21 protein-coding genes and 1 pseudogene are annotated in these 23,421 nt (G+C 42.1%); 9 read left to right on the forward strand and 13 right to left on the reverse strand.

Annotated elements, in window-relative coordinates; all coding sequences use genetic code 11:
- Positions 1–69 precede the first annotated feature (69 nt).
- Positions 70–474: pseudogene (locus tag MN200_RS07110) on the forward strand (GNAT family N-acetyltransferase).
- 168 nt (positions 475–642) lie between these two features.
- Positions 643–1,239: a YceI family protein gene (locus tag MN200_RS07115; protein WP_125274213.1), complete on the forward strand. Its 597-nt coding sequence runs from the start codon at positions 643–645 to the stop codon at positions 1,237–1,239.
- A gap of 103 nt (positions 1,240–1,342) precedes the next feature.
- On the opposite strand, the gene MN200_RS07120 is transcribed toward MN200_RS07115, so the two are convergent.
- Together MN200_RS07120 and MN200_RS07125 are read right to left on the reverse strand one after the other, a co-directional pair.
- A complete protein-coding gene (locus MN200_RS07120; RefSeq protein ID WP_242760435.1) occupies positions 1,343–2,044 on the reverse strand; it encodes a glutamine amidotransferase in 702 nt (233 codons plus the stop codon).
- A 116-nt stretch (positions 2,045–2,160) separates the two neighbouring features.
- On the reverse strand, positions 2,161–2,724 hold the full coding sequence (locus tag MN200_RS07125; RefSeq protein WP_168159275.1) for a TetR/AcrR family transcriptional regulator: 564 nt from the start codon (positions 2,722–2,724) through the stop codon (positions 2,161–2,163).
- 95 nt (positions 2,725–2,819) lie between these two features.
- On the opposite strand from MN200_RS07125, the gene MN200_RS07130 reads away from it, so the two are divergent.
- Together MN200_RS07130 and MN200_RS07135 are read left to right on the forward strand one after the other, a co-directional pair.
- On the forward strand, positions 2,820–3,587 hold the full coding sequence (locus MN200_RS07130; RefSeq protein WP_242760437.1) for an SDR family oxidoreductase: 768 nt from the start codon (positions 2,820–2,822) through the stop codon (positions 3,585–3,587).
- 11 nt (positions 3,588–3,598) lie between these two features.
- Positions 3,599–4,195, forward strand: coding sequence for a 2-hydroxychromene-2-carboxylate isomerase (locus MN200_RS07135; RefSeq protein ID WP_242760439.1), 597 nt, complete (start codon positions 3,599–3,601; stop codon positions 4,193–4,195).
- A gap of 51 nt (positions 4,196–4,246) precedes the next feature.
- Here MN200_RS07135 and eutC read toward each other — a convergent pair whose 3' ends face one another.
- From eutC to MN200_RS07155, 4 genes are all read right to left on the reverse strand, one after another.
- On the reverse strand, positions 4,247–5,062 hold the full coding sequence (gene eutC / locus MN200_RS07140) for an ethanolamine ammonia-lyase subunit EutC (protein WP_242760441.1): 816 nt from the start codon (positions 5,060–5,062) through the stop codon (positions 4,247–4,249).
- A 10-nt stretch (positions 5,063–5,072) separates the two neighbouring features.
- Positions 5,073–6,458, reverse strand: a complete 1,386-nt coding sequence (locus tag MN200_RS07145; protein ID WP_242760443.1) for an ethanolamine ammonia-lyase subunit EutB — start codon at positions 6,456–6,458, stop codon at positions 5,073–5,075.
- Between the two features lie 13 nt (positions 6,459–6,471).
- On the reverse strand, positions 6,472–7,917 hold the full coding sequence (eat, locus tag MN200_RS07150; RefSeq protein ID WP_242760445.1) for an ethanolamine permease: 1,446 nt from the start codon (positions 7,915–7,917) through the stop codon (positions 6,472–6,474).
- A gap of 196 nt (positions 7,918–8,113) precedes the next feature.
- The gene (locus tag MN200_RS07155) at positions 8,114–9,625 is read right to left on the reverse strand and encodes an aldehyde dehydrogenase family protein (RefSeq protein WP_242760447.1); all 1,512 of its coding nucleotides are present in this window, start codon (positions 9,623–9,625) and stop codon (positions 8,114–8,116) included.
- 198 nt (positions 9,626–9,823) lie between these two features.
- On the opposite strand from MN200_RS07155, the gene MN200_RS07160 reads away from it, so the two are divergent.
- Positions 9,824–10,999, forward strand: coding sequence for a transcriptional regulator (locus MN200_RS07160; RefSeq protein ID WP_010326873.1), 1,176 nt, complete (start codon positions 9,824–9,826; stop codon positions 10,997–10,999).
- A 29-nt stretch (positions 11,000–11,028) separates the two neighbouring features.
- On the opposite strand, the gene MN200_RS07165 is transcribed toward MN200_RS07160, so the two are convergent.
- On the reverse strand, positions 11,029–12,000 hold the full coding sequence (locus MN200_RS07165; protein WP_242760449.1) for an alpha/beta hydrolase: 972 nt from the start codon (positions 11,998–12,000) through the stop codon (positions 11,029–11,031).
- Between the two features lie 192 nt (positions 12,001–12,192).
- The gene (locus MN200_RS07170) at positions 12,193–13,404 is read right to left on the reverse strand and encodes an iron-containing alcohol dehydrogenase (protein WP_242760451.1); all 1,212 of its coding nucleotides are present in this window, start codon (positions 13,402–13,404) and stop codon (positions 12,193–12,195) included.
- 238 nt (positions 13,405–13,642) lie between these two features.
- Here MN200_RS07170 and MN200_RS07175 point away from each other — a divergent pair, with 238 nt between their 5' ends.
- From MN200_RS07175 to MN200_RS07185, 3 genes are all read left to right on the forward strand, one after another.
- Entirely contained in the window at positions 13,643–15,607 is a 1,965-nt protein-coding gene (locus tag MN200_RS07175; RefSeq protein WP_242760452.1) for a hypothetical protein, read from the forward strand.
- A gap of 128 nt (positions 15,608–15,735) precedes the next feature.
- Positions 15,736–17,451 carry an AAA family ATPase gene (locus MN200_RS07180; RefSeq protein WP_242760453.1) on the forward strand — a complete coding sequence of 572 codons (1,716 nt, stop codon included), beginning with the start codon at positions 15,736–15,738 and terminating at the stop codon, positions 17,449–17,451.
- A 101-nt stretch (positions 17,452–17,552) separates the two neighbouring features.
- Positions 17,553–18,536, forward strand: coding sequence for an ion transporter (locus MN200_RS07185; RefSeq protein WP_242760454.1), 984 nt, complete (start codon positions 17,553–17,555; stop codon positions 18,534–18,536).
- Between the two features lie 86 nt (positions 18,537–18,622).
- Here the strand turns inward: MN200_RS07185 and MN200_RS07190 are convergent, their stop codons facing one another.
- The gene (locus MN200_RS07190; RefSeq protein ID WP_242760455.1) at positions 18,623–19,843 is read right to left on the reverse strand and encodes an MFS transporter; all 1,221 of its coding nucleotides are present in this window, start codon (positions 19,841–19,843) and stop codon (positions 18,623–18,625) included.
- A 247-nt stretch (positions 19,844–20,090) separates the two neighbouring features.
- Positions 20,091–20,549: a DUF441 domain-containing protein gene (locus MN200_RS07195; RefSeq protein ID WP_125281346.1), complete on the reverse strand. Its 459-nt coding sequence runs from the start codon at positions 20,547–20,549 to the stop codon at positions 20,091–20,093.
- Between the two features lie 135 nt (positions 20,550–20,684).
- On the opposite strand from MN200_RS07195, the gene MN200_RS07200 reads away from it, so the two are divergent.
- A complete protein-coding gene (locus MN200_RS07200; RefSeq protein ID WP_242760456.1) occupies positions 20,685–21,419 on the forward strand; it encodes a pseudouridine synthase in 735 nt (244 codons plus the stop codon).
- Positions 21,420–21,429: 10 nt separating this feature from the next.
- Here the strand turns inward: MN200_RS07200 and MN200_RS07205 are convergent, their stop codons facing one another.
- From MN200_RS07205 to MN200_RS07215, 3 genes are all read right to left on the reverse strand, one after another.
- Positions 21,430–21,870, reverse strand: a complete 441-nt coding sequence (locus MN200_RS07205) for a GNAT family N-acetyltransferase (protein WP_004696801.1) — start codon at positions 21,868–21,870, stop codon at positions 21,430–21,432.
- 93 nt (positions 21,871–21,963) lie between these two features.
- Positions 21,964–22,299 carry a type II toxin-antitoxin system RelB/DinJ family antitoxin gene (locus tag MN200_RS07210; protein WP_004984882.1) on the reverse strand — a complete coding sequence of 112 codons (336 nt, stop codon included), beginning with the start codon at positions 22,297–22,299 and terminating at the stop codon, positions 21,964–21,966.
- A 112-nt stretch (positions 22,300–22,411) separates the two neighbouring features.
- The gene (locus MN200_RS07215; protein WP_125281344.1) at positions 22,412–23,326 is read right to left on the reverse strand and encodes a pseudouridine synthase; all 915 of its coding nucleotides are present in this window, start codon (positions 23,324–23,326) and stop codon (positions 22,412–22,414) included.
- Positions 23,327–23,421: the final 95 nt, after the last annotated feature.

The following is a 23,421-nucleotide window of genomic DNA, read 5'->3' on the forward strand; positions in this document are numbered from 1 at the left end:
GCTTTTTCTTTGTGGCGATTTCAATTTAAATATAAGTCTTACAAAAATAAATATCACTTTGAGAACAAAATGGAAGTACCAAATATTCATATTGTGTCACTGACAGAAATCGATCAATCGATCTGGGCTACATTATGGCAAGCTTATCAGGCATTTTATCAGGTTGATTTATTGGAGCAGATATCTGAAAACACGTGGCATAAATTGACTGATTCTAAGCGTGAGCATATGTATGGTTTTGCCGCACTTATAGCAGGTCGAGTTGTTGGCATTGTGCATGTGGTAGATCATGATAGTTGTTAGACGTTAAAGCCTTATGCATATTTACAAGGTTTGTTTACGCATGAGGACTATCGTGGGCTAGGGGTTGCAAGAGCTTTAATCGAACACGTCAAAATGCGCACCGAAAAGCGAGCATGTGATCGGGTTTATTGGCTCACCCATCAGGATAATTTAGTCTCACAGCAAATCTAGAATAAAGTCGCGAAGAAGATTGGTTTCATTCAATATCGGGTGTAGGTAAGTTGCTACATTTAAAAACAATTATATCGTTCTAAAGTTGCAACATATCGTTTTATCTTTATAGATGTATTCGTTGTAGAACTCTATAGACTAAGCAGTATTCCAATGTGAGATAAAAACATGAACTTTAAAGCTTTAACAATCGGTTTGGCTGTTGCAACTGCGACTACATTTGCTATGGCGAAACCTGTGGCATATCAAATTGACCCTACACATACAGCAACAGTTTTCACATGGAGCCACTTTGGTTTTTCAACGCCATCTGCAAACTTCAGCGACATTCAGGGTGTGATTAATGTCGATAATGCAAAACCTGCAAATTCATCGGTGAATGTAACGATTCCTTTATCTAGCTTAAACACCAACGTAAAAGCTTTAGATGAACACTTACAAGCGGCTGATTTCTTTGATGCAGCAAAATATCCAACCATCACTTTTAAAAGTACAAAAGTACAAGCTGTAGGCGCGAATAAATACAAAATCACAGGTGATTTAACCATTAAAAATGTGACAAAGCCTGTCGTTTTAGATGCGGTGTTAAATAAACAAGGTGAGCACCCAATGACCAAGGCACAGTCAATTGGTTTCAACGCAACCACTTCATTTGACCGTTCTGCTTTTGGTGTAGGTGCATATGTGCCTAACGTGGGTGATAAAATTACTGTGAATATCACCACTGAAGCATCAGTTCCACAGCCTAAAGCTGTTGCAAAATAAGCCATATCTACCAAAAAAGCACCTCATAGAGGTGCTTTTTTATGTCTGCTGTAAACTTAAAAATTAGAGCAAAAGACGCATTGAGCGGATTATGGCTGAATTATTAAACCAGTGCTTTTAAATACGCTGCCAAAACTTGTCCAGAGACATGCTCTAGTTGAGCTGCACAGCGTTGGTTGTCTGCACGCAATGCTGGAATTTTGATTTTCGCTTGACGAAGCTCAGCAGTATGCCCGATTAGCCATTTTTCTAAACCGTCCGCTGCGACTTCAGGATGGAACTGTAAGCCAAGAATATTTTTGCCTACACGAAAAGCTTGGTTGGGATAAACTTCTGAGCTGGCCAACAGTTCAGCTTGAGCAGGGAGTTCAAAGGTGTCTCCATGCCAATGTAGTACTTCAGTTCCTACCAGTGCTTGTAATGGGTTCTGTTCAACGATATTGAGCTGTAACTGACTCCAGCCAATTTCTTTGTTATGACCTGCATATACTTTTGCACCGAGTGCATGTGCAATCAACTGTGCACCTAAGCAAATCCCTAAAGTGGGTAAATTCTTTTCTAAACGAACTTTTAGTAAGTCTGTTTCTTGTTGTAAGAAAGGGTAATCTTCAGTTTCATATACCCCAATCGGTCCACCTAAAATGACGGTTAGACCTGTGTAGTTCAACGCTTTAACTAAGTCATCTTTGCCTGCTTCGAAATATCGTACCCGATAACCCAATTGATATAACACATCTTCCCATGCGCCCAAATCTTCAAAAGCAAGATGCTGAATCGCGTAAATCGTATCGGGGAGTGTCGTCATAGCTGGCTCGTTCACAGAGGTTAAAGAAGTGTAAAAATGTACAGGGAAATGCGTAGAAGTTGAAGGCAATAAATCAGAAAAGATGTAGAAAAAAACTATAAATTCAATCCAAGATTTTACTTGAGCTGTAGCATGTTTTTAATCATCCATTTGCTTGAGCTTAAAATTTCTCTTTGTAGATGTTCATCCGCCATGCTGCGTGCCATGACAATTGCACCGACCAGTTGACACAGTACCGCCCAAGCTTGTGTTTCATTGCCTAGATGTTGTGTAAAGAGTGCGTGACCACGAAGCATTTCCTGTTGAAAACACAGTTTTGTTGTTTCACTACTCCGTGCTACCTCGGCTGCAAGAGAGGGAATAACACAGCCTTGATCCGGACGTTGCACATGAGACAGCGCTAAATAACGTTCAATTTCGAAGTCAATCCACTCTTCGATATTGTCATGCGGATTGGCTTGCCATGCTTGAAAGCTGTGTTGTAACTCGGACTCGATCAGTGCTTCAAACAATTCATGTTTCGATGAAAAATGCGAATAAAAAGCACCGCTGGTCATTTGAGCCGCTTTCATAAAACCGTCGACACCTGTATTGGCAAAGCCTTGTTTCTTGGCCAGTTGAGCACTGATTTTGAGTAGCTCTTGACGTTTTTCTTCTTTATAGCCTGTTTTATAGCGCATAGGAGTTTCATCAAAATAAAATTGACTGATGCTGAAAACTATAACATAGTGATCGTTATGATAACGATCGTTATTTTATAAGGGGGAGTGTATTTATGGATGGACTACAGCCAGAACAGCAGTTGCAAAAAGCTGATGCTAAAAAGAAAGTCGCGTTAGTGATTGGCGCAGGAGATGCTACAGGGGGTGAAATTGCGAAACGTTTTGCACGTGGTGGATACATCGCCTGCATGACGCGAAGAAATGCCGAAAAACTCCAGCCCTTAATTGCAGAGATAGAAGCTGAAGGTGGCATTGCATATGGCTTTGCGTCTGATGCACGTAAAGAAGAGCAAGTTATCGCTTTGGTGGAAGAAATTGAAGCCAATATTGGTGAAATCGATGTTTTAGTGTTTAACATTGGGGCGAATGTGCCATGTAGTATTTTAGAAGAAACTGCACGTAAGTATTTTAAAATTTGGGAAATGGCTTGCTTCGGTGCGTTTTTGACAGGGCGTGAAGTGGCAAAGCGTATGGTCGTGCGTGAACATGGGAGCATTATTTTCACGGGTGCAACCGCAGGCATAAGAGGTGCAGCAAACTTTGCCGCTTTTGCAGGGGCGAAACATGCACTGCGTGCATTAGCGCAAAGTATGGCACGTGAGCTCGGCCCGAAAAATATTCATGTGGCACACGTGGTGGTGGATGGGGCAATTGATACTGACTTTATTAAAGACACTTTTCCTGACATGTACGCGCGCAAAGAACAGGATGGCATATTAAATCCCGCGCATATTGCAGAAAATTATTGGCATTTGTCGCAGCAACCGCGCGATGCATGGACGCATGAGTTAGATTTAAGACCTTGGATGGAAACGTGGTAAAAGGACAAAGCATGAAAAGCGTAGAATTTTATTTTGATTTAGGCAGCCCATATAGCTATTTGGCCTACTATCGTTTACTGCAAATGGCAGAGCGGCAAGAGATTCAGATTGTGTATAAGCCTATTTTATTGGGCGGGGTGTTTAAAGCAACAGGCAATCGTAGTCCGATAGAGATTCCTGTCAAAGGGGTTTATTCAATCTTAGATATGCAGCGCTGGGCGGAGTATTACCATATTCCAATGCAAATGAATCCGCATTTTCCAATGAATACTTTAACCCTAATGAGGATTTTGACAGGCGTTCAATTGTTGCATCTAGAAAAGTTTGAGCAAGTTTTGAAACTGTTATTCGATGCGATGTTTGGTACACCACAAAATCTGAATGAATCTACTGTCTTGGCAGAAGTGCTAAAACCAAGTGGTTTTTCTGTAGAAGATATTATGAGTATGGTTCAGGCGGATGTTGTGAAACAAAAACTGATCACTGAAACAGAACAGGCCATTCAACGTGGCATTTTTGGCGCACCGACATTCTTTGTGGGTGATGAAATGTATTGGGGCCAAGATCGCTTACATTTTGTAGAACAAGCGCTGAATAACGCTAGCTAAAGGACACGCTATTTAAGATCAGCCGTAAAATCACGGCTGATCTGCTCCAAATTAAAATAAATGTTTAGGCGTATGTTCCGTGTCTAGACTGACCATTTCATGTTCATCTTTTAAGTCTACACCTGAGTAACCGAGTTTCTTAGAGCCACGCATGAGAGACAGTAGTCGTTGTACTGCAACAGGAATACTTAAGCCCGCAGGTCGAACATTTGAAATACAGTTCCGTTTAGCATCCAAAGTGCCCGAGGCAGCTTTCCAAGTATAGTAAATGCCCATACTATCAGGTGAACTCAGACCAGGCCTTTCGCCAATCAGCATCACGAGCATAGTGGCTTGTAGGCACTCTGCGACTGGATCACCCAAAGCGACTCGGCTTCCAGTAGCAATCACCATCGGTGCAATGCTCCAGTGTTCCGCTTGCAACTGCGGGATAAGGTGCTGAATAAAAGGCACTGCATTTTCTTCAATCGCTCGTGCAGATAGTCCATCACCAATCACAATACAGACATCATAGTTTTGAGGATTACTGGATTTAAAAACCTCTAAACCGTGTTGTGAAGCTGGACTTAACAGGCGACCTAAGTCAGGACGTTTTAAGTATTCTTGCTTATTTTCAGCTTGACTGTGTACCGTCAGACTATCCAAACCTAGTGTATTAAAACTTGCAACTAAGTGTTCGACATCTAAAGCTTGATGTACCGCATCTTGCGCTTCCGCATGCGCCAGTTGAAATTTCAGCAGTTCATGGGTCGGGATGCTACAGCCTGCACGCCCAATGGCGATACGAGCATCGGTAAATTTCTTTAAGTTTTCCCAAACATCCTGATGCTGTTCAGATTGATAGTTTTCTAGAGGAACAAGTGACATAAGCTGCTCCTTATATATGCAAAAGTTTTTCAAATTGCGGCGGGATATGTTCTGGCCAGAGAATGTGCTGCTGCTGTTGTTTAAAGATGCCTTGTTCCTCCAACCACAGATCAAACTCAGGTGCGGCTTTTAAGCCCAAAAGTTGCCTTAGATACAGCGCATCATGAAATGACGTGGTTTGATAGTTCAGCATGACGTCATCCGAGCCTGGAATGCCCATAATAAAGTTCAAACCAGCTGTACCGAATAGGGTGAGTAGCACATCCATATCGTTTTGGTCGGCATCGGCATGGTTGGTATAGCAAATGTCGCAGCCCATAGGTAAGCCTAGGAGCTTGCCACAAAAATGGTCTTCCAAGCCTGCACGGATAATTTGTTTGCCATTGTATAAATACTCTGGGCCAATAAACCCAACCACAGTATTTACCAGTAGTGGGTTAAATTTACGAGCTACTGCATAGGCACGGACTTCTAAGGTTTGCTGATCTACGCCGTGATGCGCATTACTAGATAAAGCACTGCCTTGACCTGTTTCAAAATACATCACATTTTGTCCCACAGTCCCACGCTTGAGTGCGAGTGTCGCTTCATAGCCTTCACGTAATAATTCAAGGTTAATGCCGAAACCTTCATTGGCGCGCTGAGTGCCTGCAATCGATTGAAACATTAAATCAATCGGCACATTTTTCTCAGCCAGTTGAATCCCCGAACTGATATGCGTCAGTACACAAGACTGGGTTGGAATGTGATGCTCTTGGATCACATGATCGAGTAGTTTGAGCAGCTCCGATAAATTTTGTAGGTTATCGGTTGCAGGATTAATCCCAATGACGGCATCACCATTGCCATACATCAAGCCATCTAAAATACTGGCTGATATCCCCAAGAGATCATCAGTCGGATGATTCGGTTGTAAACGGGTCGAGATATGACTTTTTAAACCAATGGTGTTGCGAAATCGGGTGATGACTTCACATTTACTCGCAACCAAGATGAGGTCTTGATTGCGCATAATCTTACTCACCGCAGCCACCATTTCAGGGGTTAAACCGAGTGCAAGCTGTTGTAATTTCTGCGTAGTCGCATCTTCACTGAGTAGCCAATTACGAAAGTCTCCTATGCTAAAATGTGAAATCGGCGCAAATAAATCACTACGGTGCTCATCGATAATCAGGCGGGTTATTTCATCCTGTTCATAGCTGATCAGCGCTTCAGTTAAAAACTGCTTCAATGGAACCTCGGCCAGTGCCATTTGTGCGGCAACACGTTCAGTGGCATTTTCCGCTGCAACACCTGCAAGTTGATCACCTGAGCGCAGCGGGGTTGCTTTTGCCATTAAAGTTTTTAAATCATTAAACACATAGTGCTGATGTCCAATCAACGTTTTATAAGCCATGTCATAGGTCCTTCTATAAGTCTTGTTCGGCCTTACGAATACTTTCAAATTCTTCTTCAGGTGTACCTTGAACGAGTCGATGGCGACTATGGAAAATAAAGTAGGCAATAAAGACCGCATAAATAGCGGCAGCCATAAACCAAACTTTAGGATCCACCACAAAACCAGCTATCACCGCAATACTGGCTAAAACCAAAGCAATCGATGAGGTGACAATCCCACCTGGAGTTTTATAGGGACGATGTAATTCTGGACGGCTGATGCGCAGTTTAATGTGAGAAAGCATCATCAAGACATAAGAAATGGTCGCACCAAATACCGCCATCAGGATGAGCAGATCACCTTCACCTGTTAGGGACAATAAAAAGCCAATGATGCCGGGAATAATAATCGCTAAATAGGGCGCTTTGTTTTTATTGGTCAGTGATAACGAGGTCGGTAAATATCCCGCACGAGATAAGGCGAAAATTTGACGTGAATAGGCATAGATGATGGAGAAGAAACTCGCAATTAAACCTGCTAGACCGACAAAATTGACAAAACTGCCTAACCAACTGTTTTGACCATAGACGGCTACCAGTGCATCAACTAAAGGTGCGCCTGATTCTTTAAGCTGTTCTGCGCCAGCAGCACCAGCGCCTAAGAACAGAATAAGTAGGGCAAAAGCGGCCAAAATCAGCATCGAACCGATCAAACCACGCGGTAACGATTTAGATGGATCTTTGGCTTCTTCTGCTGCCAGTGGAACACCTTCTACCGCTAAAAAGAACCAAATGGCATAGGGCACCGCCGCCCAAATGCCGATATAACCCATCGGTAGGAAGTTACTTGCTCCGATATTTTCAGTCGGTGCAATGTTAAATAAGTTGGCGCTGTTAAAATGTGGCGCCATTGCGATGATAAAGACAAAAAGAGCTACGGCTGCAATGGCGGTAATGACAAACATGATCTTGAGGGCTTCACCTGCACCTTTAAGATGAATACCCATAAAAACCAGATAGCAGATGAGATAAATGATCCATCCACCGACACCAAATAAGGACTCGCAGTAGGCACCAATAAAGCATGCGATGGCTGCAGGGGCGATGGCATATTCAATTAAAATCGCCGTGCCTGTGAGATAGCCACCAAATGGGCCAAATGCGGTACGCGCAAAGCTATAGCCACCTCCCGCAGTGGGCAGCATGGTGGCCATTTCAGACATCGACAGGCACATGCATAAGTACATGATGGCTACGACAACCGTTGCGATAAACATACCGCCCCAGCCACCTTGAGCAAGACCGAAGTTCCAGCCAGCAAAGTCGCCTGAAATGACATAAGCCACGCCTAAACCGACTAATAATAGCCAGCCTACAGCACCTTGTTTCAGTTGCCTTTTTTCAAAATAGTCGTCAGATGTGCTTACCGTTGAAGTAGAGAGCGGAGTTGTTGGGCTGTTAATGGGAGAATCGGTCATGTGAAGCTCCATATCTTGAGTTTTTATAGATGGCTTGATGGATGCAATATTTATGCAATTTCAGTACCAAGCGATTAGACGTCCTGTCTAATGTTTATATGACACAGTTTTGAATTATTGTTTTGATGGTTGATGGTGTTCAGGGTAACGAATCACCCTAAACACATAGAGAACTGTATACGAATAAGCTAAGTGCTTAGAAGAAGCCCATAGGCTTGGTTGCATAGCTCACAAGTAAGTTTTTAGTTTGTTGGTAATGATCGAGCATCATTTTGTGGTTTTCACGACCAATCCCTGACTTTTTATAACCACCGAAAGCGGCATGTGCAGGGTAGATGTGGTAACAGTTGGTCCAAACGCGACCCGCTTGAATTGCACGACCTGCACGGTAAGACGTATGTGCTGAACGTGACCATACACCAGCGCCTAAACCATAAATCGTGTCGTTGGCAATTTGAATGGCATCGTCAAAGTCTTTGAATGTTGCCACTGAAAGTACAGGCCCAAAAATTTCTTCTTGGAAAATTTTCATGTCATTGGTGCCTTTGAAGATGGTTGGTTCAATATAGAAACCAGAACCTACTTCATTACGCTCACTACCACCTGTCAGTACTTGTGCACCTTCACCGCGACCTGTTGCGATACAACCCAAGATTTTCTCTTGTTGTTCCAGTGAAGCTTGCGCACCAATCATCGTTTCTGTATCGAGCGGGTGACCTGTTTTAATGCGTTTCACACGTTCAACTGCCATTTCAAGGAATTTATCTGCGATACTTTCTTGAACCAAAGCGCGTGATGGACACGTACAAATTTCACCTTGGTTAAGTGCAAACATGGCAAAACCTTCAAGTGCTTTGTCTAAGAACTCATCGTCTTGATCCATAATGTCTTCAAAGAAGATGTTTGGAGACTTACCACCTAATTCCAAAGTCACTGGAATGATGTTTTCAGTGGCGTATTGCATGATCAATTGACCGACCTGAGTCGAACCTGTGAATGCAATTTTAGCAATACGTGGATTGGTTGCGAGTGGGCGACCAACTTCTACGCCGTAACCATTGACTACGTTTAGTACGCCTGCAGGCAATAAATCTTGAATGAGTTCAATTAAAACCAAAATGCTCGCAGGGGTTTGTTCTGCAGGTTTAAGTACAATACAGTTACCCGCAGCCAAAGCAGGAGCAATTTTCCATGTTGCCATCAAAATTGGGAAGTTCCATGGAATGATTTGTCCTACCACGCCTAATGGTTCATGGAAGTGATAGGCAATGGTATCTTCATCAATTTCAGAAATGCCACCTTCTTGCGCACGGATACAACCTGCGAAATAGCGGAAATGGTCAATGGCTAAAGGAATGTCCGCTGCAAGTGTTTCACGAATCGGTTTACCGTTATCCCATGTTTCAGCCACAGCCAATTTTTCTAGATTTTGTTCTAGACGATCTGCAATTTTAAGGAGTAAATTTGAACGTGTAGTAGGAGAAGATTTGTTCCATTGTTCTTTGGCTTTATGCGCAGCATCAAGTGCAAGTTCGATGTCTTCTACAGATGAGCGAGGGACTTTTGTAAAAACTTTACCGTCGACAGGAGAGATATTTTCAAAGTATTCACCTTTTACTGGAGCAACCCACTCGCCACCAATAAAGTTGTCATACTGTGCTTTAAATTCTACTTTAGAACCAGATTGGTTAGGGTCTACATAGCGCATATTGAAGTTCCTTTGCTTATTGATTTTTTAAAAGCATCTACAGCTTTGGTATAAGGTACATCTGTACAATATTTAAGTAGCATAACTAATATAAGGTTGGAAAAAGGTTGGAAGGAAGGAGGTTTACAAGCCTTTGACAAATGTTTACAACCAAGTAATACAGTGGACGTATATCAGGAATTGTTTTGAGAATAAGGAATGATGGCAATGCAACATTTAATACAGAAAAGACAAGAAATAGAAAAGCTTAGAACTAGCAGCAGTATTTCGACGGTACAAGCTGAACAACTGGGTAAAAGTATTGCAAGTTCATGGCAGCGCTCTAACTCCGCAGAAATTCCCAAAGATCGCTTTGCTGCGCCCATTTCTGAAGGTTCTATGTCACAAGGTTCAGCGCTACAACATGCTTTGAGTTACTGCGCAGATGAACTGAGACACATTGCACAGCAGTCTTCGATGGTGGTCGCTGTAGGCGATATCGGCAGTACCATTATTTGGAGTGCGTCCAGCAGACAAATGCGTAATGCGGCAGAAAGTGTACATTTTGTTGAAGGCGGGCAGTGGCGAGAGGAATTGGTGGGGACCAATGCATTGGCCTTATCCTTAAAAACGCAACAGTCCAGTTGTGTCTTTTCAAATGAACATTACATGAGCTCCATTCATGATTGGGTTTGTTATGCTGCGCCGATCATCGACCCTTACTCAAAACACGTCCTTGGGGTGATTGATTTATCCACCACATGGAAAAATCATAATAGCCTTGGTCTACTCGCAGCAGAGCGCTGTGCATCTATCATTCAAACGGCTCTGTTAGAATACCAGCGTCAACAATTGTATATCCGTGCTTTTGGTGTTCCACAAGTACATTTCAATGGCAAAGTGATGGTACTCACACCGCGACAAATTGAAATTTTGACCATCTTGGCGTTGTGCCCACAGGGTATGACTTTAGATACTTTGCATCAGGCCTTATATGGTGAGCGCAAGGTGAGTGTGGGAACACTTAAGGCCGAAATGTCACAACTGCGTGACTTGCTTGGTGGCATGTTGGGATCTCGTCCCTATCGAATTTTGGCGCATATTGAGGCCGATTTTTTACAAGCCGAGCAGGCCTTAGATGCTGCCTATATTGAGACCGCATTGAAGCTGTGTTCAGGTGTTTTACTGCCTAAAACAGAAAGTCCATTTCTATGTGCATGGCGCGACTGCTTGGAGTCACGTTTAAGCAGTGCGATTTTTAAAGCCAATGAAACCGATATGTTGTTTAAACATGTCGCACGTTACCCAGAGGCGATTGATGCCGTTGAGCGACTCATTGAGCTGACTCCGGATGGACATCCTGCGCATCAGCTACTTGAGAAATATAAAATTTAAAAATTATGAATTGTGTTGGAAAGGTGTAGTTACACTATTTTTTGCTCGAGCCACTGGAACAGCTCAGCATAAACTTCAGCACGAACTTCAGGTGCAGAGAGGACTAAGTCGTGTAAACCATTTTGAATGGTCACGACACTGACGTCACCTTGTAAATTTTTAGCCTGCTTTTCAATGTCTTTAACATCTAAAATCACATCACTGGTTTGCGCGGCTACGCCCCATTTCTTTGGGTTAAGCGTTTGATGTGAATGCATGATGAGTGCAGGGACGGAGAGCTTCAAACCACCACGATGAATTTCTTTCTGTGCTTCATGGATTGCACGTACAAAGCTGATCCGAACCATAGAATAGCGTGGTTGTTTCCACTTCAAATCAAAGTTCCATTCACCATGCTCATTTTGATGTAGGCTCGGTACATACCATTTATTCAGTTCACTTGGAAACTTGAGGTCAGGAAAATGCTTTGCGAGTCGACTGAGCTGCGGCACGCCAAGTTTGCGCTTCATGGGATGCATATTAAAATCATAAAAAGGGCTATTGGCCCAAAGTGCTTTGATCAGCGGATGCTTAGGATTGTGCGCAGCGTATAAAGTCGTGATTAAGCCACCGGTAGAGTGTCCTGCAAGCAGCACCGCAGTATGGCCTTCATTGCCAATGATCTCTAAGGCTTGGGTAATCTCAGCATCATATTCGTTGAGATCACGGACGTTATAATATTTTTGATGGCTCAAGTGAGAACGACCATATTTTCTTAAATCGAGCGCATAAAAATCATAACCATGCTGATTAAATTGTTCAGCCATTTCGGTTTGGAAAAAGTAGTCAATAAAACCATGGATATACAGCACAGCTTTTTGAGTATTTTGCGGTGCTTTTTTGCGTACGAGGGTTGCGCATACAGCACCTTCATAATCGTCTGGAAAACTGAGTTTTAATTGTTCATAGCCTTCACCGAGGACATCAGTTGTATACGCAGGATGAGTCTGAGTTGCTGACATAATTTGCTCTGGTTGTTATTGTCATGAGTTTTCTTATCCTTGATGAAGTGCAAAACTTTGTCAACCACAAATAAAAAAAGACAATTTAAGTGCACAGGTAAGCAAGGATTAGGCTTACCTGAATGAAACAGTATGGACGTCTGTTTCATTCCACTTAAATTGTCAAAGCAAACAAAAAGTTAAGAAGAGAACTTAGACCGCTGCTTTAAAATCGACCACTGAAGCACTAGATGTGAGTGCAGCTTTGAAGATGTCGACCACTTGAGCATGGTTTGCTTTACGTGGGTTAGTCAGCATGCAGGCATCTTTTTGTGCATTTTCAGACATAACACCCAAATCTTGCTCTTTCACACCCAATTCAGACAAACTCGATGGAATACCAATCGATGCAGATAGTTCACGAATTGCGTCAATTGCAGCATATCCAGCTTCTGTGACAGTTAAACCTGTGATGTTAACTCCCATCAGTTCAGCAATTCGTGCATAACGGTCAGGGCAGGCAATTAAGTTGAACTCACAGACGTGTGGAAGTAGAACTGCATTACATACGCCATGAGGTAGGTTATAGAAGCCACCAAGTTGGTGAGCCATCGCATGGACATAACCTAGAGATGCATTATTAAATGCCATACCTGCTAAATATTGTGCATAACTCATGGCATCACGTGCTTCTAAGTTTTCACCGTTCGCAACTGCTGGACTTAACCATTGGCTAATCATCGAAATGGCTTTTTCAGCACAGGCATCCGTGATTGGGTTTGCGGCTGTTGAAACATAAGCTTCTACCGCATGGGTTAAGGCATCCATACCCGTTGCTGCCGTTAAACTTGCAGGTTTTGCAATCATCAGTTTAGGGTCATCAATTGCAATTAGTGGAGTGCAGCGCCAGTCCACAATTGCCATTTTTACATGGGTATCTGTATTGGTAATAATACAGAAGCGTGTCATTTCTGACGCTGTACCTGCCGTGGTGTTGATTGCAATAAGAGGGGTCATTGGAACCGTACTTTTATCGATCCCTTCGTAGTCACGAATATGACCACCACCCGCAGTCACGAGTCCAATACCTTTAGCGCAGTCATGCGAAGAACCACCACCTAAGGACACAATAAAGTCACAACCTTGTTCGTTATACGCAGTCACGCCGTTGTGGACATTGATGTCAGTTGGGTTCGGTTCTGCACCTGGGAAGATGTGGCTATCAACACCTGCATCTTTGAGATATCCTGCAATGGTGTCGGCTACGCCAAATTTAAATAAACCTGCGTCGGTTACAATCAGTGCTTTCTTTGCACCGAGGTTTTGTGCTTTACCACCAATTTCTTTGGCACAGCCTGGGCCAAAAAGTGAAACACAAGGGATATAAAAACCGTTCGTTTGATCTGCAATATTTTTAAAAGCCATGGTGCGATTCCTTCTACCATTATTTATGTTGTTATCGGTGCTCATTACCGTTTTTACAGTATCGAATGATTCAAAAAACTTGTGTACCTACCAAATACCTACCATAAGTAAGGGAATGACAAAGACTGACTTTAGCGAACAGAATGGCTATCGATAAAAGGCATAGCCTGTGGTTCAGGATTTGTTTATATTGGTTTTGAAGTTGTGGTGAAATAGCCAAATTCAAAGAGGAAAAGCCGTGGAGCAAAACGATAAGCTTAAGCAATATCAAAGTCTTGCTATACAGTTAAGACAAGTTGTTCCGAGTATTCAGCAGCTTTATCACGAGCAATTCGCTTTTCTTTCCACACTCAATGTGCAAAACGTTTTAAGTGTCGACGTAAAACAACAACGGATTCAAATTTTAAATCATTGTTTTCATATTCAGTTTTATGCGCTAGCTGAACAGATGGAGCTGTGTGTTCCACAGTTTATCTATCAAGGGCACTATGCAGAAGCACTCGAAGAGTTTTGTTTACACGACATTGTATTTTTAGTGGGTGATCAATCCCCACAACATTCTTTGTATTTGCGCAATAAAGTTAAACAGTTGCGTCAGCTGATTCTTCAACAGCTGTTTGTTTTGTTCGATGGACCGAGTCGCGTGCAAACAATTTTGACTGAAATACGGGAAACACAATCAGAACTCTTTCAACAGTTATGCCAGCAAGTTGAATTCAATACAGCTGATCCAGCTTCTGAGCGAAGTTTGCTGGCCGAGTTGCAGCGCTTATGTAACTTAGATGTAGATCAGGCGGAAGATATTTTACCGCTACAGTCTTTAATGAATAGTTATGATGAGCTGTGTTGCAGTGCCAATCAATTCTTAGATCCGTATGTTTATCGCATTGTACAAACGGCATTTCCTGAACGGTTTTCGTTACAAGAGTTGATGGATCATACGCACGACATTCATTTGTTGTATCCGCATGCTAAAGAGCAGCCCCATATGCTTGGCTTTGTGCGGCTTATGCATCGGGATCTTTGGACATCGCGTGATTTGTTGTCTAAGCGGCATTTTTTAAAAGCTGAGACCAAGCTATGGCAAAAGAAGGTCGCCAAACATCCAATTTTTGATGAAAGCCGTACCGTAAATTGGTTATTCAAACAAAAAGCGGTGGTGACAGACTGGGTTAGTCAAAATATTCAGCATAGTAGTATACGCGTTGCCGTAACGGCTTTAAGTTATCTCGATACGCAGTCTTATCATCCTGAGATTATTGTCACGACTTTAAAGTACTTCCAACATGTTGCGGCTCGCTTATTTATACAAAGTTGCTATGAGTATGCCTTACAACAGCATTGGTTTGAGCTGGAGGCCAACCAGCATGTGGTCTTAAAAAATAGACGCCAAGATATGGATGATCAGCGGATAGCGATCAGCCCGTCTATTTTATATTTAGATGAATGGCTTGAACTGCTGCGCCGTGTGGTCGAACAACAACCTGAATGGGGGAAACGGGTCTACACAAAATTGAGTCGTGTAATGCAGGCCTATATTCAGCATCTAGATAAAATTGCGCAGAAACTCCCAGGAGACTTAGTGACTTATTTTAGCGAAGATAAGCAACAGCACCGTGATTTTTATCTTCAGTTAAAGCAACATAAACTGCATATTGAAAGCTTTCGACAGTTATTTTATTTAAATCGGCCACCTTTACGAGTTTCGGTGTTTGATGCTTATGTGCGCGATTATTTGCCTGAACATTTTGAGACGCAAAAGGAGGTTTTAAAAAATGTCACATGGAAGAGCCTATTTCATCAGGCTGTGCAGTGGCATGATCAATTGCATAGCCAAGAGTTACTCGCTGAACTGAAACGAAAGCTTGGTTGTGTCTCATGGCAACCGATCAGTCATGAAGCTTATTATTTTATTGAGAGTTGGGTGCTTGAGGAGCTCAAAGATATTGATCGCATCATTGCTGAATCACGTCGCTTTCAACATTGCTTAGCAGCCAGTTTTGCTGAGCGAATTATTGTGCGCGAATATGCTGCATTTCATATGAGTCATACCGACGCACAGCGGCACTTGACGCTCGGTTGTCATTATATTGCAGGGCAACTGTTATTTGATCAGCTTGAATATCCAAATAACCAAAAAGCGTTACCTGATGATGTTGTGGTCGCTGAACAATTCATTGCCATGCTGAACCAAACCCAATAATCAAGCTCTTAAAATTTAAACAACAATTGACCTAATTTGTCGCACATCATTTACTGTGTGACGAGATCTGCTTAACTTTTTAGCAAAAACTCGGTAGGCTATAGCCGTTCATCAATGGTATAGGTCTTATGAAGCAAGAAACTGCACTCAAACTCTTAAAAGCGGGCGAAAATGTCTTTTTAACCGGTTCCGCTGGTGCAGGAAAAACCTATACACTGAACCAATACATTAACTATTTAAAAGCCCGCAAAGTGCCTGTGGCGATTACAGCTTCTACAGGTATTGCCGCAACGCATATGAATGGCATGACCATTCATACTTGGGCTGGCATTGGAATTAAAGATGCGTTGGGGGAAGATGAACTCAAACGCATGAAAGAACGTAAATACTTAAAAGAGCATTTAGAAAATGCCCAAGTCTTAATCATCGATGAAATTTCGATGCTGCATGCTAAGCAACTCAATTTGGTCAATAAAGTCCTTAAGTTCTTTAAAGAAAGTGAAGAGCCGTTTGGCGGGATTCAAGTGATTGTTGCAGGTGACTTCTTCCAGTTGCCGCCAGTCGGTAAAAATGAAGAACGCAACCGCGATAAATTCTGTTTTATGTCTGATGCTTGGGTGGAAGCTAAATTCCGCGTGTGCTATTTGACCGAGCAGCACCGTCAGGGCAATGATTACCTCAATGATATTTTAAATGCCATCCGCAGTCAGAGTATTAACTCTCAGCACTTGCAGGCTTTGCAAGCTACACGTCAGCAAGATATTGGGGAAATTTTTACACGTTTATATACGCATAATATGGACGTGGATACCATCAACTTCAAACATTTGAATGAAATTGAAAATGAAGGCCGACAGTTTGAGGCGGTGTGTGATGGCAATGACAAGCTTATTGAAACCTTAAAGTCTTCTGTGCGTGCACCTGAAAATTTAACCCTCAAGAAAAATGCCAAAGTGATGTTTGTAAAGAACAACTTTGATGTGGGCTATATCAACGGTAGCTTAGGCGAAGTGGTGGGCTTTGAAGAAGATGATGACTTTGGGATCTTGCCGAAGGTCAAACTGACTGATGGTACGGTATTGGTGGTTGAGCCTGAAACCTGGTCAGTGGACAATGATGCAGGCAAAACCATTGCCAGTTTTCAGCAAATTCCATTGCGTTTGGCATGGGCCATCACCATCCATAAGTCACAAGGGATGACTTTAGCGGCAGCGGAAATTAATCTTAGTCATACTTTTGAAAAAGGACAGGGCTATGTGGCTTTGTCGCGCTTAAAGACTTTGGAAGGTTTAAGGTTGTTAGGTTTTAATGAACAAGCGTTGGAGTTAGACAGTCTTGCCATTAAGGCAGACCGTCGCTTCCAAGAACTGTCCGATGAAGCCGAGACACATTTCGAGGCCGTTGATCTTGACCCGCAGCACAAGGCATTTATCCGTCACTGTGGCGGAACGCTCAATGAAATTGAGATTGAGCGGAATGAAAAGAAAATTGCCCGTAATGCAGGTAAAGCCAACTATGCTTCTGCAACACTCGATGAAACACGTGAATTGTTTGAAGGTGGTTATGAAATTGCAGATATCGCACAAGAGCGCGGTTTAACGGCAGCAACCATTATCAACCATTTGGCAAAGTTGCATAAAGAGCAGGGCTTAGATATTTCCGTGGCACATCCTGGAGAAGAAGTAGTTGAGCAAGTGCGGAAAATTTATAAACGCTTAATGAAGCGTCAGCAAACAGAACACTTTAGCGAAGATGGTGTGATCAAGCTTCGCCCTATTGTGGAACTGACTAATCCACGTATGGGCTATGACCAAGTTCGTCTGGCGTTGTTATATATTGAATAACATCTTAAAACTAGGGCATTTCACGCAGAAATTTCTTACTTACTTTGCCTGGAACTTCAGTTAAACTGAATTTTAAGGGATAAGAATAACTTAGAATCGTCATGAAATTGACAGCTTGGTACACGCTACGCAAATTTGTTTATAACAATTTGCATAATGAAGATTATGAGACGCCCTTAAGTCGAGGGTTGAACTATTTTCTCATTGCACTGATTATGAGTAATGCAGCTGCGGTTTTGCTGGAGTCTGTACAAAAGTACTATGTGTCGTACCAAGACTTTTTCTATTATTTTGAAATCTTTTCTATTATCGTTTTTAGCGTCGAATATCTCTTACGTTTTTGGTCAATTGCTGAATCTAATAGTTTTGAGTCGGATTGGAAAAACCGTCTAAATTGGGTCAAAAGTGGTGGGGCGATTATCGACCTCTTGGCTATTCTACCTGCCTATTTAAACTTTTTTGTTCAGTTCGACTTACGATTCTTAAGAATTGTTCGTCTGCTCCGACTTCTAAAGCTAACCCGCTATTTTGTCTCTCTACAAATTTTATTACGTGTCATTGAGCGTGAAAAAGGTTCATTTCAAGCAGTTATTTTCATCTTAATGATTCTGATCATTATGGCGGCTGCAGGGGTGTATTTGATTGAAAGTCAGGCACAACCTGAAGTTTTCAGCTCTATTCCAGCTTCAATGTGGTGGGCCGTAGTTACATTGACCACCGTGGGTTATGGCGATGTGACACCTATTACGCCGTTAGGACGCTTTCTTGGTGCGATTATTACCATTTTAGGGGTAGGTTTGGCCGCATTACCTGCGGGTATTTTGGCGAATGGTTTAGCCAACGAACTTGAGCAGCGTAAAGAAAAACTTGAACTTAGATTTCGAGAACTAATCCAAAATAGCGATATTGATTTTGTTTTAGAAACAGAAAAAATTGAAGAAGTTCGTAAAGAAGTTGGGCTGACCAAAGAGCAAACACACGATATTATTTTACAGCTCATTCGTGAACAAAAAGAAGAATCTTTAAGGCAAGAGCGTGAGCAATATGCCTATTGTCCACACTGCGGGAAGAAATTACCTGAATAAATCGGTGTAAAAAGGCATGTGAACAACGTTAAAATTGTACATTTATACACATGCCTTACTTTATCTGAATAGAGATCTAGATTGGTCTAACAAGTCTGATTTACATCACTTTTACATGCGGATATCGACTTTTTCTCATGCTGAAAAGCCACTAGTAAAATAATTAGCCCACCCAAACTTAGTAGAACTCCGACCCAGATTGGTGCTAGCCAACCTAAACCTTGGCTAATTAACCAGCCGCCCAGAAAAGCACCAAAAGCATTGGCAATATTAAATGCAGAATGATTCAGCGAAGCGGCTAAGCCTTGTGCATTACCAGCGACATCCATTAAGCGGGTTTGTAGTAAAGGCCCCAAGCCTGCAATACTGAAGCTGACCAAGAAGAGTGCAATAAAAGCAGTGGCAAGGTGATCCATAGACAGGGCACAAAGTACATAAGAGCAGGCATTGGAAACTAAGACCCAAATAATCGCCTTGTTTAAGTTTTTATCGGCAAAGTGTCCTGCGACAACACCACCAATGACCAACCCGAGGCCAATACACGCCAGCGCAAACGGAATGACTTGAATGCTAGCATGCGTGTATTCAGTCAAAATAGGCGATACATAACTATATACAGAGAATAGTCCACCAAATCCAATTGCACCGACAGCAAGCGTTAGCCACATTTGTGTATTTTTAAGTCCACGTAGTTCATTTTGAATGCTGGCTGTGTGATCCAGCTGCATTTTAGGTAAGCCAAAACAAATTGCGACCACGGTCAAAAATGCGATAGATGCAGAAAATTCAAAACCTGCACGCCAACCATACAGCTGGCCCAGCCATGTCGCAAAAGGCACACCAATCACGGTCGCGACATTCAGCCCCATCATGAGCATGGCGACTGCCGAAGCGCGCTTTTGCTTTCCTGCAAACTCTGCAACCACCAAAGCGGCAATACCAAAGTAAGCGCCGTGAGGGAAACCTGCAATAAAACGTGAGACCAACATGGACTCATAGCTGTTTGCGAGTGCTGTACTGGCATTGGCGATACCATAAAATAGCATGAGTCCAATTAAGAGCATTTTACGCGGAACCTTTGCGGCCAAAATGGCAATCACAGGTGCGCCAATAGTCACGCCTAAAGCGTAAGCACTAATAAAATGCCCTGTGACAGGAATACTGAGATTGAAACTTTGTGAGATCTCTTGGATGAGTCCCATCGCAACGAATTCAGTGGTACCAATACAAAAACCACCGAGTGCCAATGCTAAAATAATGACAGATAAGTGGCTTGTTGGAGAGATGCTATTTTCTTGAGAGGACATAAATAGAGGAGAAAATGAAAAGTATTATACGTTCTTTATCACATGAAAATTTGGTTGTTCAAAAAAGTTATAAGTGAACTAAGCAAGCGTAATATTCATACGAACCTTGAAGATTCTACACGATGAATATTTATTCATAGCGCTATATTGAGTGGACATTCTATAAAAGAAGTCAAATTTAAAGGCAGCAAATACAGATCAATCCAACCTAGCTTGAGAATTTGGATTTGTTTTTGTATTCGCTAGGCTAGGGCTGTCCTGTACCAATGATTAGGGTAAGTAAACCAGCCGCAATGAGTGGGCCGACTGGAACGCCACGTAGTAAAGCCACTCCTGCAACGGTTCCGACCAGCAAGCCTGCAACAACATCGGGTTGGTTTGACATCAGTTTCACACCACGGCCACCTAACCATGCAACCAAAATACCAATGGTGATAGCAAGTAACGATTTAACACTTAAAAAAGATTTAAAAATACTTTCACCGCTAATTCTGCCACTTGCAATAGGCACTAAAACTGCGATGGTTAAAATGATGATCCCGATATTTAATCCATGTTGTTGGATAAGCGGGAAGTATTCACTCAGTGGTGTCATCCGCAAAATAATGAGGACTGCAGCAGCAATGGTTACCGCAGAGTTGTGACTGAAAATACCACAAGCCAGCAGGATCAAGAGGACGATCAGATTCAAATCTAAGTTCGGCATAGGGGAGAGACTGGTCAAAAAAACATGTGCATTGTAACGTTTTTTTAGCCACTTTGCCGAATGATCCAAGTCCTTTGATTGATGTTCCTGTATTTCAGTATAAAATGAGCCTTTATTTAAAAATGTGGTGTGCTGATGCTGTTGGAAAAAATGTTGCAGTCGCAAGGATTTGGTTCGCGAAAGCATTGCCAACAGTTGATTAAAAATGCAGCCATTGAAATTGATGGGCAGATCATTACTGACCCTAAACATAAACTCAAATTGGATGCTTTGAACTACAAGGTACATGGGGAGAGCTTTGAATACCGCGAAAAAGTCTATATCGCCTTAAATAAACCTCAAGGCTATGAATGCTCACATCAGGCGACACATCATTTTAGTGTTTTTGATTTGTTTGACGATGTGCTATTAAATCGTGGCATTCAGTGTGTAGGTCGTCTAGATCAAGACACCACAGGTTTATTGTTACTCACCGACGATGGTCAGTTTTTACAAGCATTGACACATCCTAAAAAGCATGTGGCAAAAGTGTATCGGATGAAAACTGCCGACCCTGTTACAGATGAACAGGTCCAACAGTTGGAGCAAGGGGTGGAGCTGCGAAATGAAAAAGGGAGCTTTGCTGCAACGGATGTAAAACGCTTAGCTGAATGCGAACTGCAAATAACGGTACATCAGGGGGTATATCATCAAGTGAAACGTATGCTTGCGGCAGTGGGAAATAAAGTTGAGAGTTTGCATCGTCAGCAAATTGGAGCGCTCGACTTAACGGGTATTCCAGATTTAGTCGAGGGACGTTGGATCTATTTAAATGCCGAACAAGTGGCTTTAGCCAAGACACGCAATGATCTTGAGAGAGACGGTCTTTAGACGCTGAATGCTATAGAAAGCAATGATAGGTCTTAAATTCATTATCCGCTACAAAGCCCATGGCTTCATATAAGCTGTGGGATTGATAATTATTCTTTTGGGTTTCAAGCGTAATACGAATGGCTTTTTCGTGTCGCGCAAACAAAATAGCGGTATCAATCAATTGTTTTGCTGAGCCGTGGCGGCGATGCGGTGGAGAAACATAAACATCATCTAAAATATAGTAAGTTGCACAGGCTACAGAAGAAAAGCCTAAATACAGCAGGACAAAACCTGTAATCACATCGTCTTTGACATGAATGAAGATGACGCTTTGTTCGTTTTCAAGGCGAAGTTTAAGGAACTTTTGGGAAAGTGCTAAGTTGGAAGATGCACCATAAAATTGGCGATATTCATCAAATAATACAGCAAGTTTTTCTAAGTCTTCTAAAGTGGCACGTCTAACGATCATGTATTACTCCATGCTGTATTTATAGTGTTTACATGAAGCATACCTAAGTTTTGAAAGAGATATTTCTAAAATTTGTTTAGAAATGCAACACTGTTAAGTTTTGTCACTTTCTCCCAAGATTGCAGCTAATTCTTCAAAAAGATCAATATGTTCATCGTCTGCAAATAAATCATTGGTTGCTGTTGAGTCTGCGCTAGTGATGTGTTCAACCGCTTTCTGTTCTTGCTTGAGCTTACGTAGTTTAATCAGCTGTTCAATATTGATGTTCTGGTTTTCGATTGAGAAAGGGATGGATTTGGTTAAAACCACTTGTTTGAAGAACAAACGAACGGCTTGCGCAGGCGTAATTCCCAGTTGTTTAAACACCGCAAAAGCTTGTTTCTTTTCTTGGGAATCGAGTCGAATTTGATAGACTTCTGTTTTTCTCATGATTTTTTAAATAATTTGAACGACTTAAGGGTAGAAGTTATTTTAATCAATTTCATTGTAATTTCAATATTCATACAATGGAATTTTAAATTATTTTGTAATGACAAGCAGATTACAATGTCAATTCAAAATTGGAACTAAACTGCATAAGCTGTTGAGTTATTGGGTCTTTAAATGAAAGATGCTTAGCTAAGAGCTGTAAAGGCTGACTAAGATCATCGTCGGTTTTATGTACAACTTTAGGATAGAACGGATCATTTTTAATCGGAAGACCTAAGAAGTTGAGGTGTACACGGAGTTGATGTTGCTTCCCTGTCTCGGGTTTAAGCTCATATTTTGCCCATGTTTCATCATGCTCTAAAAGCAAGATCTCAGTTTCACTGTTCGGTGCTTTGTCTAGGACTTGCATGGTGTAGAACGGTTCGCCTTTTTGCATATGCAGTTTTACTATGCGTGGAAATTTGAGTTCGCGGTTAAAAGGTGCAATCGCATGATAGGTTTTTTGAACCTGTCGATCTGCAAACATTTGCTGATACAGCCCTCGACTGTGAATACATTTGGAAAACATCACTAAGCCAGCAGTTTCACGGTCAAGGCGGTGGATGGGCGTTAAATGCTCAATGCCTGTTTGTTTTTTCAGCCGCACCAATAGGGTTTGTTGAACATATTGCCCCGTGGGACTGATGGTCAGAAAGTGCGGTTTATCCACCATTAAGAAATGATCGTTTTCAAATAAAATCTCATGCTGAAATGGAACTTCAATTTCATGCGCTAAAAAACGGTAATAAAACACATGCTGATTTTCAAGATATGCCGAATCTGTATGGAGTACATTACCTTCAGCGTCATAGACCAAGCCATCATGAAAACGTTGCTGCCACTCAGATGCTTTAATATGCGGAAATTGGTCAGATAAATAAGCCAATACGGTGTGTGGTGTTGGATTTAATTTAGGCAAGAACACCTTGCTTGCGCTCACGCCATTGAGCATGGGTGGACAAAATTCAGCAGTTTTTATGTTGAGCATGATGTACAGGCAATATCTAATCGGTTGGCGCAGTTAAATACGAGATTTCAAGCTTGTGGCTTGGGCATTTTGTGAGTCCAGTGCTATCATAATTG

The organism is Acinetobacter sp. LUNF3, assembly GCF_022699605.1.
Classification (GTDB): domain Bacteria; phylum Pseudomonadota; class Gammaproteobacteria; order Pseudomonadales; family Moraxellaceae; genus Acinetobacter; species Acinetobacter johnsonii.